Source organism: Natrinema sp. CBA1119, from assembly GCF_002572525.1.
Taxonomy (GTDB): Archaea; Halobacteriota; Halobacteria; order Halobacteriales; family Natrialbaceae; genus Natrinema.
In genome coordinates this window covers 12,226-36,303 of the sequence record NZ_PDBS01000002.1, presented here as the reverse complement: position 1 = coordinate 36,303, position 24,078 = coordinate 12,226, and the positions used below count along the sequence as shown (strand labels likewise).

The following is a 24,078-nucleotide window of genomic DNA, read 5'->3' as shown; positions in this document are numbered from 1 at the left end:
CATATCGTTATTGCATCCAATGGGCCATCTCGCCGAGATCTCCGTCGAAGAACTCCAAGACGCCCTTGACAAGGTTGAGGGAAACAAGCCGACACAACGGTTGCTAGCGGCGATTGCGTACAAGAACGGCGTGACGCAGACTGAACTTGCAGAGTGGCACGACACTGGTCGAAGAACGATCTACAGCTGGCTCATGCGACTCGATACGGACGAACCGCTTGAGCAAGCCGTCTCTGATGCTCATCGGTCTGGGAGGAAACGAAAGCTTTCAGAAACACAGCAAGAAGAGTTTGACCAAACCGTTCACGAATCTCCCGAAGAAGTTGGGTTCGACGCGCCTGCGTGGACGCCGGCGCTCGTCCAGCAGTATCTCGACGAAACCTACGACGTCGAGTACTCAATCCCGAGTTGCCGGCGGTTGCTCAAAGAAGCGGGATTGAGCTATCAAAAACCACGCCGGACAGCCGCCGAATCCGATGCCGACGAGCAAGAAACGTTCCGCGAAGAGTTCAAAAAAAGCGGCGGGAGCTGGACGCCACAGTAGTCTGTCTTGATCAAACCAAGAAATCTGTGCAAGTCGAGCCGCGTGCCGCGTGGTTCCCCCGCGGCACGCGGCCGTCTGTCGAATTATCCGGGCAACGCGACTGGACGTGTCTGTTGGGCGCGATCACCGAAGATGGTGATCGCTTTTTCGCTCGATTCGAAGAGTACGTAACCGCCGAACACGCCAAACATTCAATTCTCGCATCATGAAACGAATTCGAAGATGATCTACTCATCGTGCTGGATGGAGCGCCGTATTTTCAGGCGTCGGCCGTCACGGACCTGGCGGCCCGTGACGACCTCGCCTTCGTGACGTTGCCAGCGTACCCGCCAGAGCTAAATCCTGTTGAGGAGTGCTGGAGACAGCTACAATCAGCACTTAGCAACCGATTTTTCGACTCGCTTGCTGAGCTAACAACAGCGATCGACACCGCTCTTGATCAACTTTCCATCCCCAAAGTGAGCAATCATTTCTAACGTCTACTATAGTGGAGTGACTATGAATCCGCTGTAGGTTAGTTCCCATACTAGCGCGAGTACAAACGCTACAAGAGAGGTGTCGGTGACGAGGTCAGCATCGCTCAGCCGCGATCCAGGGTACCGCAGTTCGAACCCATTCTCGGTCCGTTGGATCGGCGCAACAGCCCCATAGCACCGAAACCATAATGAGAGAGGATTACCACGCCGGAACCACGTTTCCGGCGAAAACACGACCGCACCTGAGAGTGTAAATAGCGAGTAGAAGCCAAGTACAAGCAACAATATAGTCGGCGATGAGGTCAAAGGAGCAATAACCTCAAGACCGACAAACGTCAATAATGCCACCACAGCAGGCCAAGAACCGAACAACGTGGGATAGGATTTGTAGCCGGTTGGGAGTGCTTTCGCAATTTGTCGCCATGGGTTAAGTGCTGGCCATGGGTTCCCGACAGTGTATGCGATAATCGTTAGCAGAGTACGCCCACCAACGAACGTCACTAAGACAGTTGCGCTGACTAGTCCGATGTTCGGCCCGACGACGCCAGCGACGAAAATAAGCACAGGTCCAAGAATACCAATTACTCCAAGTAAGAGTGATCCTGCAGTCAGTAATCGGTCTGTGGACGCTCTGATTGCACGATTATGATATGTACCGATCATCTCACGGTCAGTGACAAGCATTGTCAACAATGCCGAGGCGCCGACGGTACCGCCGCCAGTCGCGAGATATAGCCACGTTGGGCGGTGACGTCAGTGTCACCTGCGGAGAGGCCTGAAGCTGTCATGCTCGCAGCAACGACACCGACGCTAGTTGTGAGGACCGTGAACGTGAGGATTAGGGCAATACTGGTCCGGCGAGCAAGAGCCGAACGGTTACTCATTGGATGAGAGTTTATACTGGTGGCCCATTTACGTGTCGTTTCTATGCAGGCGCAAAGGTTTATATACATGTCACGAAGCGCTAACTATTTTTCACCAAAATATGGTGGCCATGATTTGATCTATCTACGGTTGAAAAGGTAGTATGACGATGGAATTGATTCTAAACACTTTGTGGGATCTCTATCCAAGAGCCTTTATCCAGACCGTGTGAAGATCCACTCATGTCAATCGGGTATCTCTCCGAGAGAATTTCGACTAAATGGGTAACTATCGTCGCCATCCTATTTGTGAGCTTAATATATGCATTCTATATGAGACAAACTTTGGCTTGGATACTTGGTCTTGTAGAGTTATCGGTCATCTCCGCAGTTATAATCTTTATCTACAAACTTCAAAACGAGATTGATTGAAACTTATAGTTTAGAGAAGATTCGATGTCCCTTGACATCTATTGGCTCAACACTTTCAAATGAGCTTCTGCTTATACTGTGCGGTGTTCGATAAGTGACTGGAGTTCCTGGGCGACCTCCGGCGGAACAACAATCCGCCGTGGTCCCTGGATGTACTGACCGTCCGGCTGGGCATAGCTGAGTTTCACTACAGCGACTCCCCTGAGCAGTCGGATCGAAACGGCTTCGATTGCCTCGAGATCAATCACCTGTTTCGGTTCATATAGGTAAATCGACTGTTCTTCGAGGGCGAGTGCACCGACGGACTGTAGGAACGAAGTCAGGACGAGCGCGACGAGCGCGAACGGGAGCAACAGCGCGGCCAGCCCGGTAAAGGGGCCGGCACCGACGGCCAGTAGTTCGTTCTGCGAGACATATCGACCGATGCCCATCAGCACACCAATAATCATCCCCATCACGACTACACCGACGGCAGCGTCCATTGCCCGGTCCAGACTTGTTTCAGCGGGTGCATCGACGGGAAGCCGCCGAGTAATCCGCTTGAGGTGCCGTCCGGTATGACTGGAGGCAGATAGGGCGAGGATAGTCGCTGCAAGCGCAATAATGAGACCGATGACGATGGCCCGGCCGGCTCCGCCAGCAGCTTCGCCGGCCATCCTATACAGTCGCCAACAAACGACGGTGCTAATCGCGGCGAAGAAGGTACCGACGCCGAATATCCACAGGAGTCGAACGGTCCATGAGGTGCTGGCGTCCCGTCGCCACTGGAGCGTCTCCTCGTTGTTCGCAATTCCGTCCCCAGTGACGTTGACGGCATCCTCGTCCATAGTCGAACTCGTGATTCGCCATGTAAAGACCGTTCGATGTTGCCCGACTCAGAGGAGGATCACGGCGTCGGCGGTGCAGTCGATGCGGATATACTAATAGAACTAGCCAATGAGAAGACCGGCCGATACGGTATAGTCTATTTTTACAGGCGCTGATACCTGAGTGGTAAAGGTTAGGATGCCCACTATCATCGTGAGGCTGTGGTTCATCCACCTGACGAAGATCCGTCCCATCGAGTACGAAGGTTTTACGATGATTTCAGGCTGGAAAGCGGCATTCATAGCAGGTTGGCCAACCCGAATGGGATAGTTTGATGTCAACCGTGTTCGTTTATGCCCGAAAAGCATCATAAATATTCTACCATAGGTGTCTGACCTGTAAGATGATAATAGTGGGTTTATCCCTCAGATTCCCCAGTTCTGCATCTATGAGACGAATCGGTGGGCTTGGTCATAGTTCTAGGAGGGTGACTGACAGTTGTGACGTGATTGTCCTCTCCGTTATACAAATTATCATATACAATTCCGTAAAGCTGTATCTCCAATGTACAGGGCGTCAACTATTCTGTCTTGAGAGCGGAACCGATGGCTGACGGACAACTGATTATATAGTGGCCTCCATCGATGGCATCTCGAAAAACGCTGTTTCATAGCCATCGTGACGCGCGGTCTGTGGCGGCGCATCGACCATGATTTTCATCGTGTCTCCTGGCTTCAGATTTTCTATGTTCGCACCATAGTGATGCCCAAGTTCCGGGTCGAGGGTTTCCTGAAGGATGTCGTCGAACACGGTTGTTCCATCTCGTGTCACCGTAGCTGACAGCGACATCAACGGCAAAATGATGCGGTTATACGGTGTCCGTGGTGAGATAGCGAGGTAGGTACCCTCTCCAAATCGGGATGCGTCATCGAGACGAGTCGTGCTGAACGCCGCATCACCGGACATTGTTTCACCAACCATTTTTCCTGGTAATTCCAACTTTGGTGGCGCTCTTCCAGCCGGCATATTTTCCATTGCTAGTTCGACACTCCCCCGTTCGCCAGCCTTCCCATCTACTTCTCGTATCTCTATATTATCATAAGTATTGCTAGTATCGAATTGGAAATCAATCGTAGCCGTCGTAACATCACTGAATTGTCCCTCAAATGCACCCGTTCGACGAGTCTGCAGAGGGCCAACACGAAGGGTGGCAGTATACGTATCTTCACCGGGGAGACTAACGTTATCCCCGTAGTGGAATCCCATCGACGGTGAGTGCATCGGCCAAGGCGAAAGCTGCGTCACCATCCCGTCATCGTTACTAATCTCGAGTGCGATATTCATCGGTAGAACCGTTTTGGTCTCTGTATCCCAGACAGAGACCATCAGATGAAGGGAATCATCCTCACCCACGACGACCTTGTTCTTGTCCTGTCCAGTTACCGTCCAGAATCGATGTGGGAAAGAGTACATCAAAGCAACTGTAAGACCGTCGGCCGTAGATTTTCCGTACATATCCATCTCTTCGATGACCGCCGGATAATAGACTGCATTCGGGCGGTCTGATACGAGCGGTGGGTCCCGCCACGCGGACTCCTTCTCGAAACCGAGTGATCGTAAACAGCCACTAAGCAAAGTACCACCGACTAAACCGATCCCCGACCGAATCATATCCCGTCGCTCCATGTTTACTACTATCGTTGCGGCATGAATACCCCTTCTGGTTCTCGTATAGAATCACTCACATCCGAATACGCAGTGTTCCCGTGAACGTTGGCTCCGAGGCCCAATACAACTCAGCCACGGTAATTTATTTTCCTGAATTGAGGCGCTAAGACCCCTTCCTCAGCGAGCGCCGAAGACGCGAGCAGGGAGGGAATATGGAGCGAGCTCACCGACCTGTATTCCCGAACGCTACAGAACGTCGTCGAACGGTTGTACAACAACCTCTCATGACTCAAAGACGCAAAGGATAATGGTCGTGCGGTTGGCCTGCTCAAGTGGAAAGCGCCAGACGAGTACCGATCGTTCACGTACCGACAGTCTGGCTTCGAGCTCAAGAACACGAGTGGTCAGACCGTCCTACGGCTTTCAAAGATCGGAGAAATACCCGTTCACTTCCACCGAGAGCTACCCGACGACGCCACGATCAAACAGGTAACGGTGAAAAAGGAACCAACGGTCGAGTGGGTCGCTGTTCTCGGTGTCGAAACGCCCGACGACCCGCCAGAGAAACCCGAGAACCCGAAGGACGTCGTCGGCATCGACGTGGGTATCCTAAAGTAGTCACACGATATCGACGGCCACGCAATCGGGTCGGTCGACCTCTCGGACGAACGCGATCGCCTCGAGCGTGAGCAACGAAAACTCTCGCGCAAAGAGCACGGCTCGAACAACTACGAGAAACAGCGCCGTCGCGTGGCCGAGTATCACGCCGACCTGAAGCGAAAGCGGCGAGACTTCTTCCACAAACTCTCGAACTACTACACTCGAGAGGACGACCTTGTCGCAGTCGAAGATCTCGACGCGAAAGGGCTGGTCGAACTTGACGGAAACTCACGGAACCGTGCCGGAGCGGCGTGGGGAACGCTCCTTCGGATGCTCGAGTACAAGTGTAAACGCGAAGGGACGCACTTTGTCGCTGTTGACCCGGCTGGAACGACCAAAGAGTGTGCGGCCTGTGGCGTTTCGACCGACAAACCACTGTGGGTCCGTGAACACTCCTGTCCCTCCTGTGGCCTCACTGCGGACAGGGATTGAAACGCGGACTGGAACATTCTTTCTCGCGGTATCAAGCAGGTAGGAGCGGGACGCTCCGAATCAACGCCTGTGGAGACTGCGCTCCCTACGGGGACCCATTCGGTTCCTGCAAAGCGCGTCTTGGAAGCAGGAAGCCCCACCCTCAAGCGCGAGCCGTCAGGCGAGTGGTAGGGTGGGGTTGTTCACATCTCAAAAGCAATTAGACCGTGAGAGTCATCTCCGGCATCTCTATGAATGCCATCTCGTAGCCCTCGTGCCGAGCAATCTGTGGCGGAGCATCAACCGTAATTGTCAGTTCGTCACTCGACTGCACGTCCGACACGATTGCGCCATAATGGTAGTCTAATTCAGAATCAATCGCTGCCTGAAGGATGCCATCAAAGATGGATGTGCCGTCCCTTTCTAACCTCCCCGAGAGAGACATGAGTGGAAGCATATACCGATTGTAGGGAGTCCGTGGCGATACTACCAAGTATGTCTCGCTATCCGTGCCACCAAACCGGGATGCATCATCAAGAGTCGTCACGATGAACGTAGCATCACCGCTCGTCGGTGCCCCGCGGATGATACCTGGAAGTGATTCCTTCTTCGGAACCTGTTTTGTGGGACCCATCTCCACATCCATCGGCGAAATTGCCCCTTTCGTGCCCTCTTTTTCCGAGGGAATATCCTCATATATAACCTCGTTGAGCTTCTCCTGGCTGAACTCGAATTCGAACGAGAACGTTGTTGGCTTGTTATCGACCTCTGCGAGGGCACCCGTCCGGTTCGTTGAGGGACTCCCCACGCGAACTTTTGCCTGATATGTACCATCGCCCGGAAGTTGTACATTGTCGCCAAAATGGAGGCTCATCGGTTGCGAGAGCATTGGCCATGGCAAGAGCTGGGTAACCTGCTCGCCATTTTGTGTGATTGTTATTTGAGGGTTCATATCGGATGGCACGATCGTCGTGTTCCGATTCCAAACGACCGGCATCATGTACACCGAGTCATCAGATTGTATTTCGACCTTCTTCTTCTCTTGCCCGGTGACAAGCCAGAAGCGGTGGGGGAAGGAGTACGTGAGGGCGCATGTGAGGTCTCCCTGTTTGGCCATCCCAGACACCTATCCCCTCGATATGTGTAGGATAATAGACAGCGTTCGGACGATTCTCCGGAAGTGGTGGCTCATTGGCCGGAGTCGATCCCATCTCAAATAGTCCGGTACAGCCGGCGAACGAGCCAGCACCGAGGACGCCAGCCGTTGCGAGGAACCTTCGACGACGCATCAGCTCCCCCTGTCCGCTGGACGGGCGATAGGAAGTGCACGGTGTCGGCGTGGCGGGACCAGGTAGTTTCCTCGGCGGTTTACCTCGATGTACTGGAGAATTCCATTGTTGTTGTGTTGGCCAACCGCCGACTGTTTAGCAAGATCAGTTCCGTTCATTGCCTCTCGCGTGTCGACGAAGTCACTGATAGTCTGCTGGAGTGCAATGAAATGCAGGCCTGCCTCCCCGCCGTCAGTTGAGTTGAAGTCGCGGCGGATGATGAGCGGGCTGTCATCCTCACGGACGCTCACTATCTTCTGGGAGTGTCCGACGACGCCTTTGGTCCGAGCAGCTTCTCGGGCGTCTGGGCACTCGTCCATCCCCGAATCGGTCCCAAGATTCGCGCCCGTGCCGTCAACGGCGTCGTTCTTGGCGTGGAATGGACAGAACATCTTGGAGACACGCTGGTCTCGACTATCTTGCTCGTACCACTGGTTCAGGTTTAGCGAGAGATTCGAAAGGTGCTGCGTCGTCCCGTCAGCAAATGGACCTTCCTGAATCGTCACCTGGTCCTCGCTCGCTTGGTTCCCCTTGAAGCCAGACTTGAAGCCCATATATAGCGGCGCGTCACCGGAGACGGGCTTGGAATCGGGGATGCCGTTTACATCTTGATTCTTTGTGGGAAGTCCCGCCCCGACGAACCCGGTCCGGCGGTCGGCAACCTCGAAGATGTCAGTCAGCGGCGTCGAGGGCTGGTCGACGTCGTTCAGGGTTTTTTTGTTTCCACCGAGTGCTTCTTCGGCACCGAGCACGACCTGTGCGTAGTCGCTGGCCAAATGGGCGACCGCGTCCGGCGTGTCAAATTTGGGGTCCTCAAACGGGGCGAGTGCTTCGGGGTCCGGCAGGTCGACGGTCTCGGGAAGTTCCTGGTCGAACCGGTCGAAGTAGGTAGGAGAGTAACTGACCGTGACCAGCAGGCCGTTGTTGCTCCGCTGGTAGGCATGTTCGAGACCCTGTAATGCTTCTTCCATGGCACTACGGTCCGATTCCGTCGGGGCTCCCTCCTTCGTGTAGTCAAGGAAGAGTAAAACGCGGTGCCGAGGTGCAAGCGGATTCCCTGCATCGTCCGTCTCAAGTTCATTGTTCCAAGCATGCTGTCGCTGAGGGAACGACGATAGGTCAGCTGGGCCGGTCGGGACATTTATGTCTTCGCGTTCAAGACAGGCACTAAAGGCCGCCATTCCACCGATAGCGACGGCTGATTTTAAGAAGTCCCTACGGGGAATGCCCCTCTTGCCAGTCATGGGCGGCCGTTGGAGTCTCCGCAGGATAGTGCTTTTGGTGCAGTTTTCGAAAGTCCGATAATGCAGAGACCCGTACCTTATCACGTCATAGTCCTCGTCTAGATAGAAACTCACTACCAACCATATGAATACCATCTAATGTTTGGCACTACTCAGAGCAGCATGGCGTCAATCACGGTAAACCCTATGTGACGCCATAGAACCGACGAGTGAGAGATCCACACAAGAACGTACCCCCATCTTGCAAGCGGTGACGCCGTCACCAGTGCCGGAGCAAAGGGTATCAATCTACTTGTACCAGCACCGATAATCCATGCCATGAAGAGGCTGGTGAGTGCGGTCACCAGAAGCGTCAATATAGCAGTAGAACTTATCCACAAGTGGGTCACTCATGATCCTTCGTAGGAAGGATCCGTCTCGTTCGTGCCAGGAACATCTTGGTTGGGACTACGGAAATAGGCCATGCTGTTGTAGGCACTATAAATATTGCAGTTAAAGATGTCCGTATCTCTGCCGGGGTTTGACGGGGATCATCGCCACCACCGTCTCTGCCATCATAATCTACCCCGGTCCCGCCGCTGTCGAAAGTTAGCTAGCAGGTCTGAATTAAACTGTTAGATCAGATGTTAAGAAACTTGTGGCAATAGCTAGAAGACTGATTCTGATATAAGACAATTGCCGCACATCACCGCTTTCAGCGTGAGAACGATCTTCCTTTCAATCACGGTGACCACTATCAGAGGTAATATTTGGGTATACAGCCTGCTTCTAGGCTATGAGCGGTCCTTGCGGTGGAGATCCATCTGCGGGAGATCTCCCTGTCCGTTGTGTCTGATGGGCCACGACTGGAGCTCAGCGTTCCGGAAACCTGGTACACGGCCCGGACGGTGACGAACACCATTCTCAGAGGAGAGTTAATGCTGATTGATTACTGAGTTATGTTAGATTAAAATTGTGGAATGGAATGGTCGCATGGGTGCTCCATCACGAAAAGACTGATCTTCCTGGACTGGCCCTGATCTGCAACTACTATTCAGATATACTTGGGCAAGTTGAGCAATACGACGAACTCGTCCACTGACAGTTCCCAGTTTTAATATCGGGAGATGCTCGACCATCAAAGGACTTCACTCGCTGGTTTCGTTACTCTGGTTACCGCCAGTTTCGTTGCCACCGCTGCCACCACCTTGGATCTGGAGGTCCCCTTCCATTTGGGGGTGTGGTTCACAGCGGTATCTGACCATCTCACTGCTAGCCGTGAAATCGAAGAATAGACCGTCACCGGGGTCTGAGACCGGTTCACCCGTCGTGAGGTCATCGATGACTTCGTCGTTGCTGTTCCGAATCTGCATATTGTGGGCGGCACCATCGCCTTCCGACCAGCCGATCGTATAATCCTCACCCTCCTGAAGGATAAGCGTCGGATTCTGCTCGCCCTCGATTGAGGATGGGGCAAGACCTTCCCAGTAACTCGTTTGACCGCTGAAATCAAGTTGCGTTCCGGGTTCAATTTCGTAACCGTCGCTTCCACCGCCACCATTACCACCGCCACCATTACCACCGCCATTACCACCGCCACCACAACCGGCGACGAGCGCCGTCGATGTCGCGACACCTGCTAATTTGAACAGCCGCCGTCTGGAAATCTTCTGATCTTGTGTCATCAATTCTACTTTGTAGTCAAGAAGGATAAGAGAACACCCGTCTCTTGCAGAGCAGTCAAGTCCAGATGAAAGTACAGATGCGGTGTCGCGAAGATACTAAATGGCCAATACGGGGTGGAGGGCCCTGAACCCCTTTGAAGGACGGAAGGGCTAGAAACAGGTGATCAGTGGCAAGTTCAAGGTCGACCCTAGCCCCGGTTGCACAAGAGTCGACGATGTCATGACCAAGCGTACGTTGCGGAGACGTACGCCCAGTCTTCCGTTGAAGGTGTCATCGAACTGGCTGAGCAAGAGGATCTCGATAGATGCCACGTCGAGATCATTGATATAGGCTCCTTGACCCGGAGATGGGAAACGTCTACTATGAGCCAGAACGGATCAACCGTGATGACTTTCAGTACTCCTCCATCATGTCACCGTTGAGAGGATGAGGCGTTCACTGACCGGCTCGAGGGCGGGGAGATGCTCATCGGTCCAGTCGGCGTTGGAGGGTGCCGCCGCGAATGTGACGTCAACGGCATCGATCGATGAGTGGTCCACAACCCATTCGACCGTGGCAGAGCAGAGAATAAACTTGTGGCCGTGGGCGTCATGGCCTTCCACCCTAGTTGGTCGCTTGTCTCATCGATCGCAACCGGAAGATTACCCTCGTTCATGTGGAAATCTCGACCTCGAGCGGCGCCATTAATTCGAACTGGCTCTCGAACGTGGCAGTTCGTTTGAGCGTGACTAATTACTTTCCATCCTAATCAATTTCGCTTGAAGAACTACTCAGGAGGCCTATTTGAAAACTATCCCCCACTGAACAATGGAGATTTGCTTCATTAGAGAGGGCTACGGAACGAGTTATACGAGACCCAGTAGTGTTCGCCGCTGCTCGGCTTAATCTTCGAAAGAAGAAAGCTCCGAGACACGGAACATATCCAGCAACTCAATGACTCTTAACCTGTAGCTCAGCTACTCGCGGTCGCCCTTCTAGGTGACGGTGCGACCCCAGGTAGTCGCCTTCCCCCAGAGGCCGGACCACATGCACTCCAGTTCGAAAATCTGGGAATTATCTACGAACAGGTTAATCTCGGGCCCGAAGTTCTTGATGTACTACTCGAACATCTTTGGTCCCGGCGCCTCAAACACGAGGTTCTCGATCCCAAGTTCATTTGCGATCTGGTAGGCGACGTCGGTTCGCCATCCGGTGACCTCCTCGGTAATACCTTCGGCTTCGACCATCAGGAGGTCGCGCCCGCCTCTAGGTGGCGACGGCCCTCCTCGATGGCCTGCTTAGAATCCTGCTGGCCCTGCTCCTCGAGGATCAGATCGGTAGCGCCGCCAGCTCCGAACTGAACGTTGATCTCCGGCTTCGGGTCGATTCGCAGTCTTCGGCGACAATCTCCGTCATCCGCACCATGTCGTCGGTTCCGATAACGAGGAATCCACTCGATAGCTCGACGATGTCGAACCCGAGCCGTTCGGCCTCCTCTAGCATCAGCGCAAACGACCCGCCACTGAACTTGTAGATGTCCACGTACTGCCCCATCGTCTCCAGGATGTCCTGTAGCTCGCATGGCCCCATCAGGTCGTAGTACGGACCCCGGATCTCCGAGATTCCTTTCTCTCATGGCTTCTCCTCGCGTTCGTTGTGGTGCAAGAACTCGAAGGTGCGATCGACCATAATGCGGTAGTAGATTTGGTCTCCGTGTCCTTAGTGAGTGGGGCAACGGCCAGCTCAATCGGATCTTGAGGGCCGTCACCTCCCAAAGACCTAGCGACGCGAACAGTCTGACAAGTCCTGTTCAACGAGCCGTGCAACGCCCTACGCAAGCAGGTTGACAAGGTAGTCGACGGTATGCGACTCAAAATCCCTGATCGTTGCGACGACATCGTCACAGCGGTCCTCGTCGAATCTGGTGCCCGCCGTGTTGTACATTGCGGCGCCGACCGGTGACGCGGTCTAGCCGTGCCCCCACAGCGTACAGTCTGTACCTGGGTTTGCACGCTGGACCGTCCGGTGGACGATGTCCACCGGTTCGTGGCCGAGCGCGTCGATCCCGGTGCCGGCTGAATCGAGCACCCGCATTTTTAGTTCCTCTCGCGTGTCCGCCGAGAACCCGTCGATAGTCACGTCCTGAACGAACTTGGCCAGTTCCTCAGTCGTTGTCATGCGTGGAGGTACGGCCGCGTGGGGGAAGTTCTCTTTGCCCAGAGCATATCCTGACACTGGGTAGTGGCTGGCAAACAAAGTTCGTGACGTCTCATTCTCTCTTACTTGGGACATCCGTCTAAAGCGACCTATAGATCGCATCAGATTGGTGGATGTCCGAGAGGCCAGCAATTCATGGCAAGGTGTGACCATCATCCGCTGAATCTTCCACTGGTTCTTCCGCCCTCGGAAGGACGGTATCTAAAGAGGAATAACGCTATCCCAGATAGACCGAAATAAGTGTGAAGAGGGCGAAGCCACCAACGAGGGCGACGGCAGCCAGACGTGCTTCATCTCCCTTGTGGGACTCCGGAATAATTTCCTCAACGGCCACCGACAGCAGGATTCCAGCCGTAAACGCGAGGAGGCCGAGTTTGACGATCGCCGGTCGTCCACGGACGAGCCAGTAGCCGACCGTGACGCCGAGGAAGATCGGGAGTGCAAACGACAGGGACAACAATACTCGGGTTCGACGCGGGATTCCTTTCGCTTTGAAGGTGGCAATCGTCGCGAACCCCTCCGGGACGTCGGCGGGAACCTGCCCGAGTGCGAGCAGGAGTCCGAGGCTGAGACTGATCGTCGAGCCGGCACCGATCATCACACCATCACTGAAGAGGTCAACGGCGACGCCAGCGTAGATTCCCCACGCACCGGCATTGGCTTCTCCACCTGTCCGGCTGGCTATCAGATCTGTGACTCGGTCGAGACCGATTGAGAAGACGCCCCCAGCTAGGAACACAATTAGGACGAGCCATGGCGGGTCTGCTTCGATGGCCGTCGGAATGAGTTCAATGCCGACGACTGCGAGAACGATTCCGGCTGCGAGGTGTAGTGCGAGGCTGAGGGCCTTTTCTGAAATTTCAAACCGCTCGGCGACGAGGCCGCCGAAGGTATTCCCGAGGGCGGGCAGCGAACTCAAGAGCAGTGCCGTCAGATAGGTTGTGGCCACGGTAGCAATCTCCTCGATATTCGGCGGGTGGCTGGAAAACCGTTATGCCACTGGTGATTACATTCCGGAGTCAGTGTCGCACGTAATTTTCACCTCTTCTGGGTGAACCTGGCGTTTGTCGCGCTGATGCAGCACTGTATGCTGCCCTCATTTACGGGAGATCACGTGAACATGGCTTCAAGCGCTGGCAAGTACTCCCGTTAGACGGCAGTTATCTCGTGTATCCTGGTGTAATGGTCTTCAGGGCAGTGTCTAGTTAGGCCAGTTTGAGAAGCGAGAAGGTCGTAGTGCGCGTTTGGCCATGTGGCCCGTAGATCCGCTCAGCGAGTGCTATTCGGCGGAATAAGATGGTTATATTATCGTACCATCACTTATTCACGGTGTGTACAACGCCATTCAGTTCGCCCTTGCATATTTAGCTGTAACTTGAGATATTTAATCCACAAGATGGATGCTTACAGTTTATAAGTTCATATTCACCCGTAGTTATTTCAATTATTACATGTGTGGCGAACTCAATAGTGATTGTACCATCTCTCAAGATTCGGTTGACTTATACTGTTCGACAAAGATCCTTAATATATGAATAAGACACTTGGTGATGCCATGGTTGTAGTAATGTTGCTCCTTGGCTTTCTGATGGTGACAATGTATATTACACTTTCAGATCCTGCCGGATCTCCAATGTTCAATTTGATCGTTAAGGGGACTGCAGGGGTCTCCCTACTCTTCACGATCACTCTCATTGGGATGGTAATAAAAGACACTGATCCTAGTAATTACTAATTCCTTGACGTTCCGTGTTGATTTGGGTTAGTAGCGTAGAAAGAGATGGTATCCACAGGAAATGATTGACGCAGCAAAGACAGAATGACTTCTTACCAGGTTGGCCCTCGAAAAGAGTGTTACCGCGCGGTGAAACTATGCGGACTAAAGTTTTAACATGCCTACTTGCTGCTATTTGATAGCACCTTCATAATAAACCGAGATCTCAATTAACCGGTTTTGTGAAGTGTTGAGTATTGGTCAGTGGCCTGCACGGCGCATTTTCCAGAGGTCGTCATAATTGATGACTTCAACATTGTCGGTATCATTAATATGCTGAAGTAGTTTCTCATACTCGTTTTCATCAATTGTATTATTTATCCCGAATTCGTGAAAGTTCAAGATTGTACACTGGCGGTGTTCGGCAGCAAGGTCGATACATCGGGTTGCGATATCGAGATTACTGCCGATTGTTCGCGGCAACGCTAGCGGATCAAATCCGTGGACACCAGTGAGGTTGACGTTACCAGACTGGTTGAACCCGCCCGCATAATAGTAGTTAGACGCGATATCGTGGACAGTCTTGTCGAAGCTGTTGTGGGGATAGACAAGGAAATGACCGCCCTCAAGTTCATTTTGAACAGCCCAGTTCTTATCTCGCCGTAGCGCGTTCTCAAGATCGTTCTCCTCCATCTCCGCGAGCCGCGTATGAGTCCCGTGAGCGACGATCTGATCGCCGGCCTCTTGGCGCTCCTTGAGTTGTGCGACTGTCATGACTCCCTCACGCTGATTACGCGTCCATTGTCGGACGGCCGCTTGAACGGCATTTACATCGTACTCATCGTGCAGCGGACTTGCTCGCTCGTAGAAGTCAGGAGTGCCGTCGTCCCAACTGAGAATGACGTATCCCTTGTCGGGTTTCTTGTGAGTGCGTAGATCGTCAACCCATACCTCTGCATCACCAGTATTGTAAATGATAATCTGGATCTCCTCGACAACTTCCCGTTCAAGAGGCATCGAACTTTGCTCGAAGACACCAGGACAGGTCCGGAACCAGTCGACATCAGATTCCCCGTAAGTAACAGATCGAAGTTGATGGTGAGCGTAGCCGCCGTAGATATCAACGAGTCGGATATCGATGGCGATATTCGACGGCGTTGAGGTACGAACGGCCATCGAGACATCGAGGTCGCTCATATCAGTCTTCTCAATCTGGCGTGAGAGGGTGATATTCTGGCTATTCTTGGCGGAGAGTCGGATGCTTTGGGAGCCGTCAAAGGTAATGTTCTGATCGGCTTCACCGGATCCCCGAATGACCTCCCATGGCTCGAGGTTCTCGAAGTCATCGAGTTGCTTGCCGGGTTGTTTGAACTTTTCGCGGCTGTTGTACTCCGTCTCGACCGTGAGTTCTGGCGATTCGATCTCGTCTATGTCGTTACCGGAATTAGATTCATTTCCGTTCGGCGAACTGTCGCCACCGTTGCCGTCGTTGACATTCGGAATTGCAGAGTTAACCCGGTCCATGCAGCCAGCCATCGCGGCAAATGCAGTTGCGCTAGATGCTGCAAGAAACTGGCGACGAGTATTCTGTTGGTTCGTCATCGGTAATACACATTTTACAGACTAAGGATTTTGAATATGCGTGTGTTAAATAGAAGTCGCTATATAATCTCAAGGGCCCATATATGGCAAATACCGCTGTAAATCCGGATATTACCATCTCTATAAGCGTTCTCAGATTGAGCATCTTAGGACTTGTTTCTGAGAGACTCTCAACATCTTCTAGTGAAATAGAGAATCAACCAATATGATAACTAGAACATAGATACTTGAATTTCACTAACTAGTAATTCTTCAAGTCTTGATTATTGCCGTATTTTTTGAGACCCTCTGAGGGATGGAGACCTTCTCAGGCTCGACTCGGGAAGCAGTACTCGAAAACGACTACGAGCAGCGCTACCCCGGAGTTCTCGACGATTCAGAGACCCGGCACAACAAGATCGAAACATGGATTGACGACCTTGTTGACGAAGTCCATAAATCGGTCTCGAGTAACCAATTCAAAGAGTGGCTCGAGGGCCAAAGTCACTTTCATAACTACCTCGCATCGAAATGTACTCCCCCTCAAACACCAGTGTCCAAAGGCAACAAAGGTTGCCAGCTCAACACTGGCGAAACGACTTCGACCGATAGAACGAGACGACACTACCAACGCCGAAGAAATAACGACCAAGAATAGTTGGATAGGGAGTCCGTCGCCACTGCCTCGCAAGAGCCACAAAATGGCATACATTTTATTAAATCTATATTATACTATTGCGTCTACTGATTGGATGGTTTTGCCCTAAAATACTGTAAATAAATGTTCTGTGACACCGCGCTTTCGTGAAGTGAACCAACGACCATTTGATCCGTTGGTTCTACAGGTGAGATATGGATCGACGGACATATCTCGGCACAGCCGGAATCACGGGACTCACTAGTATTGCTGGTTGTCTTGGAGGTACGTTTGGCAGCGATAACGGAAACGGAAACGGAGGCGGAGGCAGAGGCAACTCCGATACCATCCTTAAACCGCCAGAGAGGGACCTGAGCGAGGCATCACACCCGAGTTACGGCGACGAATTGCCCGCGCTCAGTCTTCCTGATCCCTTGGCTGGCGAAACAATCTCAACCGAGCAGTTCGAGGGCGAACGGGCCGTGTTGATGACGTTCGTCTATACAAACTGCCCTGACGGAGTGTGTCCGGCGCTGACACTACGATTGCGCCGTACTCAGGAAGTTGCTGCCGAAGAGGGCTTCAGCGACGATATCGCACTCCTCGAGATGACATTCGACCCTGAGCGCGACACCGAATCAAAACTGCGGACGTTTGCCAATGAGCAGGGTGTCGACGCCGAGGCCCAAAACTGGCATTTCCTCAGACCGGAGACCTACGACAGTGCAAAGGAGATTATGACTGAGGATATTGGGCTTCCCTTCAAGAAGACTGATGCCGAAGAGTACGAGGACCTCAAGTACATATTTCCCCACTTCGCCCTGATCTTGCTAGCCAATGAGCGTGGGATCGTCGAACGAGCGTATCCGAAGGGCAGCTCCATCGCCCCGTCGACGGTCGTTGGTGATGTCGAAACAGTGGTGACAGAGTAGATGCGCCGGCGTGACGTCCTCGCTGGGATCGGCAGTCTGGGCGTCATCGGCGGTGCGGGAGCGGTGGCAATCTACGGCGTGCCATCAGTCAACGACGAATCCGACGATGAAAGCGAGCCGGTCGACCCCTTCACAGTCGAGACGATAGAGGCACCTGGTAGCGAGGCCGGCGAGGTTCGTGTGCCGGCGACTAACCAACCGACGTTCGTCGACTTCTTCGCAACGTGGTGTGACGCCTGTTCGGAGCAGATGCCCGCGCTCATCGAGGCCCACGATCGGCTCGGTGACGACGTGCTGTTCATATCGGTCACGAACGAAGCGGTCGGGCGCTCGGTGACGGAAGCAAAGGTCGTCGACTGGTGGAAAGACCACAACGGAAACTGGACGCTCGGGATCGATCCGACCGCGGAACTGAGCGCCCAGTACGCCATCACTGGCATTCCTTATGCCGTTGCAATTGACGCCTCCGGGCGCGTACAGTGGTCGGCAGGTGGGAGAAAGTCCACGGACGAGATCGTCGACGGCATTGAACGAGCACTCGAGAGCGACGGTGCCGAGGGAGAATAACGATGGTCGACGCGACGCTTACTACCTCAGTCGTGTTCGCGCTGTCGACTGGTATCGCGACGTTTTTCTCCCCGTGTGCGTACCCGCTACTGCCAGGTTACGTCGGCTATTACGTGAGCCAGACCGACGGCGAGCGGGCATCTCTCAGTGGTGCACTAAGCCGTGGCTTGCTCGCTGGGCTTGGCGTCCTCGTTACCTTTACGGCCCTGCTTGGAGCGACCTTCTGGGTGGGTCAGTCAACGCTGTCGTCAGTCAAGTGGTTCGAAGGCATAGCCGGGCTCCTCCTAATTGGGTTCGGCGTATTGATCCTCATCGATCGTGCCCCATCGCTTTCGGTCCCACTCCCGAAGCGGCGTTCAAGTGTACTCGGTTTTGCCATCTTTGGCGGCGGCTACGCGCTTGCCTCGGCCGGCTGTGTCGCGCCGCTGTTCATCAGCATCGTCACCCGCGCGCTCTCGCTGTCAACGACTGATGCGGTGATCCTCCTCGGGATCTACGTTAGCAGTGTCGTCGTCCTGATGGTCTCGTTGACCGTCGTGACAGGGATGGGCCTCGTCGCCAGCGCCGGTCGATTCGCTGCCTACTCTGGGCTGCTCAAGCGGATTGCGGGTGCAGTGATGATTATCGCTGGCCTTGGCCAGCTATATCTCGCCATTGTCGTCTTCGACCTGGTCTCATTGCCCCCGTTCTAAAATTTCGTTTAATAAGTGGCGGCGCAATCTGCGTATCGTTTTTCGTGACGTGTTGAGATGGAGATCAAAGATCGCATTCACGTAGTCTCGCGAGTAGCGTGATCTTCAACTGCCATATTATCAATTTGGGCTCAACAGTCACAGAAATATCCAAAAGTGAAAATTTTTCCCAAGAGATGTCGAGTTAAAAATACTTAGTCCCTGTTAATTTTGAAAGGGTGAAGGTTAGTTGTTGGCCCGCTTCGGTATACGGCGTAGAGTACAATAATAGCGATCAGAAAGTCGAAGCTGTGTCCAACAAGATGGTGGACGGTCATCGGTACCACTCCAAAAACAGTACCGAGCCCAACTATAGAGCGGGCAACGAGCATTCCAAGCGCAACTGTAATCAAGAGATAGCGGGCCGTTCGTCGCCTCAGATATGATATAAGGCCTACACCGAATAGAAGGATTGTCCCGATAACAGCGAGGATGATTATCGCGATGAGAACTGGCGCTAGCTGTGGATCTAGCCATCCACTACTGAGTGAACTTAAAGCGAGCATACGGATGTGATCCGTATTTGGTTAGAAGGCTATCTATGTACTTCGGTGCAAAGCCTTCAGAAGATGTTCATTATATAACACTAGGGGACTATTCAGATGTAGACAGTGAATATGGAAGTACTCTCTTTATCTAGCCTTCCTGTTTCTTTGGAATGGTCGAAAGCCGTTATGCGAGTCACTTTATAAAATATACAACCTATCCTGTCTGAGATTTCTACACAGAAGAATCCAAGAACAGACAAATAAACATGTTCTGATATGGGGCTCAAATTACGCGTCAATTGATTTTCTCAAATTGGCTATTTGGAACCGCTAATCCTTGGTAAATTGGATTATTCCTAAGCAGTGGGAATCCCCCCCTATACTCATATCCAGTTCAATACTACTTGCTAGCCAGTCACTGCCAGGATACGACCAGATAACTATAATAATCTCAAATAATGTATAATATACACAGGCACCGTCTAGTTAGCGCGGTTTGAGAAGTGAGCAGGTCGTAGAGTTGGTTTGGAATGATGCTCGCAGACCTGCTCAGCAAGTGCTACGCGGCGGAATTTGATGAATCTTGGGAGCGTGAGCGGACGGCGACACCTGTCAGGGTGTTCGCCGTCCGTCTCCACGCGACCGGTTGTTCTCTCCGTGAGACACAAGTAATTCTTCGCTTGATCGGCGTAGAACGTTCTCATCAAGCAATCTGGCACTGAGTACATCGGCTGGCTGACAGCGTACCAGACCCGCCGACGGCGCAGCCGTCGCGGGTCGCCATTGATGAAACCGCTGTCAAGATCAACGACAACTGGTCTTGGGTATACGCTGCAATAGACCTAGACTCACGATTAATCCTTGATGTCGCAGTGTTTGGACGACGAGGCACTGATTCAGCCGCTGCGTTCCTGCATCGATTGACCGAGAAACACGATCTCTCCGAGACGGTGTTTCTCGTCGATGGCTACGGCTATCTGACTTCCCTCTCTCGATTGGGGTTAAGCGGTCAGCTCGACTACGTCGAGCGAAATCTGATTGAAAAGTGGTTTCAGACTTTCAAGATGCGAGTTGACCGCTTCCATAATTCATGGGTGGGCAGTCGGGCGAGCGTCAGAGAATGGCTTGAACAGTTCGTATACTACTATAACACACAACGACCGCACCAATCACTTAACGGACAGACACCAGTCGAGGTGCTAAACTAGACAGTGCCCTCATACCATAAATATAATATTGATCAAGCCTAATGTGAATTGTATGGTCTCCCGACGTATTATCCTATCAACTGTGGTATCAACATTCTGTGCCGGTCTTTCTGGATGTATCTCCTCAAATTATTCTAGCAATCAGTCAGTTCTCAGTTATATTGAGATAGCTAATGCAGATAACCAGCCTCATACTATTCATGTGCGTGTTGATTACGAAAATGAAGAAATCTTTTCTGATTCATACGTCATCAAGGGCCGCAATGAATCAGGACCACTTCAGCACCAATGGATCAATCAAGATTGGCCAGATGAACCGGGACATTTCCGCGTTCACATGCGTATGGACAGAAATTCAGAGTGGATAACGGTCGACTCTAAAGAGGCGTCTGACGAATATGCCCTCCAAATCGCCTATTGGATCGGGGGAGACGGTTCGGGAATACCGTACTGGGAAACAATTGACTTTGAAAGCTATGAAGAAGGTCGTCAAGAGTCGATTGTAGTATAGTTCTAAGTCTTAGGTTGTCCAATCTTGGATTTCTGTAAAGTCATGCAATCTGTTTACAATCACTCGACTATGGAATGATATTGCAAAACAACAGACGATATTTTTGATATTAGTGTTTAGAAACTAACCAACCACTAGTATATAAGAAGTTTTTATTATATCATGATTGAGGAAGGAGTTATATCTAGGAGGTATTAAATATATGGGACATAATCTCCGCAACAGTGATTATTAATACACATGGCACTATATATTGATCTGGATATGGGAGATAAAAATAGAGTGTTCGGAAGAAGAAGCTATCTAGGAAAGGTTGCCACCGGTGTTGGTTCAATTGCCTTATTGTCAAATGCGGCATCTGCTAAGAAGAATAATAACATAAAATGGAAAGAAACAGAGAATGGGGTCCTTATTTCGACAACTCATTCATCTGGGCTTGTCCGCCCCGATATAAACGATGTTAGGGAAGAAGTGATTCCAGAAAATAGTAATGCCGCTGTTTCAGAACTGGACTCAGTTATTAATGAAGATCCATCAGACAAGAAGATAGGATACTATCTTGGATGGGTTGACAACGCGCCATACGAACGATTCTGGTCTGCACCACCAACAGCTTCTGCAAAAGAAAAAGAGCATAAAATAAATGATGCTCAAAAGACTGTTTTAGGAGATATAGAAAAACGATCAAATTCAACTACCACTGCTAGTGCTTCTAGTAACTCAATCACCACTACGAGCACCAGCGGTGACGGAATTAGTGCAAGTCCTGATTGGGATGCTCTTGGGACCGTAACAGCTGATGAATATGCAAGAATAACTGTTGATGGTACAGAATACATCCTCGGAAGGGTTGATTTAACAGGCAGGCTTTATGAAACCCATGATGTTTCTGGTGATCGCCAACTTGGATGTGTAGTCTCTTTCCTCCAATGGCCTGGAGAATATCTTGATAGTTATGATAGTTCAGTGTCAAATGGGCAAGGGTTCAACATCGAGACTTTTGTTGAGCAAGATTGGTCATATGATGGTACACATAATAAATCCATTGTTGATTTTGCACCAACCAAGGATAAAGACGGTGGATATAACGATGCACTCGACCTAGAATCTGTATCATTTGGTGCTGATGCTTCAGGTCCATATGGCAGTATTACCTTATCACCAAGTGACGATAATATTGATAAGCTAACTAACGAAACTGATCCAGACAACTCAGTTAATACCAGATATGAGTACGGTGGTATAATGGATGTAGGCAATGCAGGCGGGGATAGTGTAGTTCGAGCAGGGAACAGTGGTGTTTTCCACGGTGACTGGGATGAGAACGAATCGAATATTGTCCTCTGTAAGGTCAGTGGAACATTTAACGCTAGAGGAGATCTCGGTACCGGAAACATGACAACTGTGGATCCTGGTTACGTCTTCAGTGGGTATTAGCTAATAACGGCACCGTCTAGTTAGCGCAGTTTGAGGAACGAGCAGGTCATAGAGTTAGTTTGGATCAATGCTCGCAGACCTGTTCAGCGAGAGCTACGCGGCGGAATTTGATGAATGTTGGGAGCGTGAGCGGACGGCAACGCCCGTCAGGGCGTTCGCCGTCCAGCTCCACGCGACTGGTTGTTCGCTTCAAGAGACACAAACGATCCTTCGCTCACTCGGCGTTGAACGCTCTCATCAAGCAATCTGGCACTGGGTACATCGGCTGGCTGACAGTGTCCCAGACCCGCCGACGGCGAAGCCGTCGCGGGTCGCGGTAGATGAAACCGTTGTCAGGATTAACGGCGACCGATCTTGGATGTACACTGCAATAGACCTCGACACGAAACTTATTCTCGACGTCGCACTCTTTGGACGGCGAGGCACTGATCCAGCTGCTGCGTTTCTGCATGGACTCACCGAGAAACACGATCTCTCCGACGCTGAGTTTCTCGTCGATGGCTACGGCTATCTGACTTCCTTCTCTCGATTGGGGTTAAGCGGTCAGCTCGACTACGTCGAGCGAAATCTGATTGAAAAGTGGTTTCAGACTTTCAAGATGCGAGTTGACCGCTTCCATAATTCATGGGTGGGCAGTCGGGCGAGCGTCAGAGAATGGCTTGAACAGTTCGTACACTACTATAACACACAACGACCGCACCAATCACTTAACGGACAGACACCAGTCGAGGTGCTAAACTAGACAGTGCCTCCACAAAGATGTCCTCAACTATCGTCACCATTCTCTCCCTTGATCTCTATCGCGTTCTCAACGTCGTTTAAATGGTTCTCGATACGATTGCACTCCGCGTGACCCACATCTAACCAGTCAGCGATTTCCTCAGTATACCCACTCAACGATCAACTAGTGGTGTTTATCGCCCCAGTAGCGGTGAAGGGGCTGATCAGTTGTCCTCTTCGGAGTTATCGATGGCAACGAGAGACATCTACACGACGACGTTTGGCGACGGCGTTCAGACGACTCCAGCTACCTGTCCAGACTGTGACGGCAGCGTTCGAGCAACTGACCGCGAGACGATCTGTGAGGACTGTGGACGTATCCTCGAGGACACCCAACTAGACCGACGACCAGACTGGGGTCGACATGACGAGCAGGGATCCAAGAGACGGACCGGTGCCCCGTTGACACCGACACGCCACGATCGAGGCCTCTCCACCGAGATCGGGTACAAGCAAGACGGGCATGGAAACACCCTCTCGAGTACGAAGCGTCGACAATTGAACCGGCTGCGTCGCGAACAGTCCCGTGCCCAGTGGCAGTCGAAAGCTGAACGGAACCTCGCCTATGGACTCGGTGAAATCCGGCGAATCGTCGCAAGCCTCGGCCTTGCACAGAGTATCCGGGATCAGGCGTGTTCGCTGTTCCGAACTGCACAGTCCGAACAGCTCTGTCGCGGACGATCGCTCGAGGCGGTAGCTGCAGCCAGTGTCTACGCAACAACTCGCTGTAACGGGCTCGGACGATCACGGGCAGAAGTCGCAGCCTGTGCGCGCTGTGACCAGCAGAGACTCACCAACGCCTACACCGTGATGAACGTCGAACTCGAGTTACCGACACAGCCGATTGCAGCAACAGATCGGATTCCACGGCTTGCGACAGAACTCGAGGTGCCAGATCTGGTTCGTCGACGAGCATTCGAACTCGCACAGACGGCACGCGAACGCGGAATGACGATCGGCCGCCGGCCGAGTGGCGTCGCAGCAGGTTGTCTCTATCTCGCTGCCCAGCGAGTCGGCTTCTGTCTCTCGCAACAGCGGATCGCCGATATCGCAGGAACATCACCGAACACGCTCCGCAGTCGGCGAGACGAGTTACTCGAGATTGAAGCCTGATCGTCGCAACCCAGATGAGACGCTTGTAACGGAATCGATCGAGCGCTCCCTCGAGTGTTTTTTCTTCCCCAAAAGGGGTGAGGGG

Annotated in this window: 18 protein-coding genes and 5 pseudogenes; 11 read left to right on the top strand and 12 right to left on the bottom strand. The window is 52.3% G+C overall.

The window, feature by feature from the left end; all coding sequences use genetic code 11:
* The first annotated feature begins 19 nt into the window (after positions 1-19).
* A pseudogene (locus CP556_RS20260) lies at positions 20-1,020 on the top strand (IS630 family transposase).
* A gap of 12 nt (positions 1,021-1,032) precedes the next feature.
* Here the strand turns inward: CP556_RS20260 and CP556_RS26885 are convergent.
* From CP556_RS26885 to CP556_RS20235, 3 genes and pseudogenes are all read right to left on the bottom strand, one after another.
* Positions 1,033-1,904 (bottom strand): annotated as a pseudogene (locus CP556_RS26885) (hypothetical protein); the annotation flags it as partial.
* 482 nt (positions 1,905-2,386) lie between these two features.
* Positions 2,387-3,142 (bottom strand): hypothetical protein, encoded by a 756-nt coding sequence (locus CP556_RS20245; RefSeq protein ID WP_098727524.1) that lies wholly within the window; start codon positions 3,140-3,142, stop codon positions 2,387-2,389.
* Between the two features lie 604 nt (positions 3,143-3,746).
* Positions 3,747-4,808, bottom strand: a complete 1,062-nt coding sequence (locus tag CP556_RS20235) for an iron transporter (RefSeq protein ID WP_098727522.1) — start codon at positions 4,806-4,808, stop codon at positions 3,747-3,749.
* 195 nt (positions 4,809-5,003) lie between these two features.
* Between CP556_RS20235 and CP556_RS20230 the strand changes: the two are divergent.
* Positions 5,004-6,053: pseudogene (locus CP556_RS20230) on the top strand (RNA-guided endonuclease InsQ/TnpB family protein); the annotation flags it as partial.
* 28 nt (positions 6,054-6,081) lie between these two features.
* Here CP556_RS20230 and CP556_RS20225 read toward each other — a convergent pair.
* The 7 genes and pseudogenes from CP556_RS20225 to CP556_RS20190 form a co-directional block, all read right to left on the bottom strand.
* Positions 6,082-6,978, bottom strand: coding sequence for an iron transporter (locus CP556_RS20225; RefSeq protein ID WP_255291552.1), 897 nt, complete (start codon positions 6,976-6,978; stop codon positions 6,082-6,084).
* A 171-nt stretch (positions 6,979-7,149) separates the two neighbouring features.
* Complete coding sequence (locus CP556_RS20220; protein WP_098727691.1) at positions 7,150-8,433, bottom strand: DUF7405 family protein; 1,284 nt, start codon at positions 8,431-8,433, stop codon at positions 7,150-7,152.
* Between the two features lie 1,127 nt (positions 8,434-9,560).
* A complete protein-coding gene (locus CP556_RS20215) occupies positions 9,561-10,064 on the bottom strand; it encodes a cupredoxin domain-containing protein (protein ID WP_098727690.1) in 504 nt (167 codons plus the stop codon).
* Between the two features lie 441 nt (positions 10,065-10,505).
* Positions 10,506-10,637, bottom strand: coding sequence for a hypothetical protein (locus tag CP556_RS26880; RefSeq protein WP_255291531.1), 132 nt, complete (start codon positions 10,635-10,637; stop codon positions 10,506-10,508).
* A gap of 435 nt (positions 10,638-11,072) precedes the next feature.
* Positions 11,073-11,766: pseudogene (locus tag CP556_RS27325) on the bottom strand (phosphosulfolactate synthase).
* Positions 11,767-12,045: 279 nt separating this feature from the next.
* Positions 12,046-12,255, bottom strand: a complete 210-nt coding sequence (locus CP556_RS20195) for an MmgE/PrpD family protein (protein ID WP_098727520.1) — start codon at positions 12,253-12,255, stop codon at positions 12,046-12,048.
* Positions 12,256-12,511: 256 nt separating this feature from the next.
* Positions 12,512-13,243, bottom strand: a complete 732-nt coding sequence (locus CP556_RS20190; protein ID WP_098727519.1) for a ZIP family metal transporter — start codon at positions 13,241-13,243, stop codon at positions 12,512-12,514.
* 582 nt (positions 13,244-13,825) lie between these two features.
* On the opposite strand from CP556_RS20190, the gene CP556_RS20185 reads away from it, so the two are divergent.
* Positions 13,826-14,029 (top strand): hypothetical protein, encoded by a 204-nt coding sequence (locus CP556_RS20185; RefSeq protein WP_098727518.1) that lies wholly within the window; start codon positions 13,826-13,828, stop codon positions 14,027-14,029.
* 240 nt (positions 14,030-14,269) lie between these two features.
* Here the strand turns inward: CP556_RS20185 and CP556_RS20180 are convergent, their stop codons facing one another.
* A complete protein-coding gene (locus tag CP556_RS20180) occupies positions 14,270-15,610 on the bottom strand; it encodes a polysaccharide deacetylase family protein (protein ID WP_098727517.1) in 1,341 nt (446 codons plus the stop codon).
* Positions 15,611-16,441: 831 nt separating this feature from the next.
* Here CP556_RS20180 and CP556_RS20175 point away from each other — a divergent pair.
* The 3 genes from CP556_RS20175 to CP556_RS20165 are packed head-to-tail and all read left to right on the top strand — an operon-like array spanning position 16,442 to position 18,417.
* On the top strand, positions 16,442-17,158 hold the full coding sequence (locus CP556_RS20175) for an SCO family protein (RefSeq protein ID WP_098727516.1): 717 nt from the start codon (positions 16,442-16,444) through the stop codon (positions 17,156-17,158).
* Positions 17,159-17,725, top strand: coding sequence for a TlpA family protein disulfide reductase (locus tag CP556_RS20170; protein ID WP_098727515.1), 567 nt, complete (start codon positions 17,159-17,161; stop codon positions 17,723-17,725).
* 2 nt (positions 17,726-17,727) lie between these two features.
* A complete protein-coding gene (locus tag CP556_RS20165) occupies positions 17,728-18,417 on the top strand; it encodes a cytochrome c biogenesis CcdA family protein (protein WP_098727514.1) in 690 nt (229 codons plus the stop codon).
* Between the two features lie 194 nt (positions 18,418-18,611).
* Here CP556_RS20165 and CP556_RS26860 read toward each other — a convergent pair whose 3' ends face one another.
* Positions 18,612-18,962, bottom strand: a complete 351-nt coding sequence (locus CP556_RS26860) for a DUF7471 family protein (protein WP_098727513.1) — start codon at positions 18,960-18,962, stop codon at positions 18,612-18,614.
* A gap of 512 nt (positions 18,963-19,474) precedes the next feature.
* On the opposite strand from CP556_RS26860, the pseudogene CP556_RS20155 reads away from it, so the two are divergent.
* The 5 genes and pseudogenes from CP556_RS20155 to CP556_RS20140 all read left to right on the top strand — a co-directional run bounded on the left by CP556_RS20155 (position 19,475) and on the right by CP556_RS20140 (position 23,993).
* Positions 19,475-20,152, top strand: a pseudogene (locus CP556_RS20155) (IS6 family transposase).
* A 52-nt stretch (positions 20,153-20,204) separates the two neighbouring features.
* Positions 20,205-20,663: a hypothetical protein gene (locus CP556_RS20150; RefSeq protein ID WP_176548268.1), complete on the top strand. Its 459-nt coding sequence runs from the start codon at positions 20,205-20,207 to the stop codon at positions 20,661-20,663.
* A 264-nt stretch (positions 20,664-20,927) separates the two neighbouring features.
* Positions 20,928-22,100 carry a hypothetical protein gene (locus CP556_RS25485; RefSeq protein WP_141551724.1) on the top strand — a complete coding sequence of 391 codons (1,173 nt, stop codon included), beginning with the start codon at positions 20,928-20,930 and terminating at the stop codon, positions 22,098-22,100.
* A 67-nt stretch (positions 22,101-22,167) separates the two neighbouring features.
* The gene (locus CP556_RS20145) at positions 22,168-22,842 is read left to right on the top strand and encodes an IS6 family transposase (protein ID WP_098727512.1); all 675 of its coding nucleotides are present in this window, start codon (positions 22,168-22,170) and stop codon (positions 22,840-22,842) included.
* 227 nt (positions 22,843-23,069) lie between these two features.
* Entirely contained in the window at positions 23,070-23,993 is a 924-nt protein-coding gene (locus tag CP556_RS20140) for a transcription initiation factor IIB (RefSeq protein ID WP_098727511.1), read from the top strand.
* The last annotated feature ends 85 nt before the right edge of the window (positions 23,994-24,078 follow it).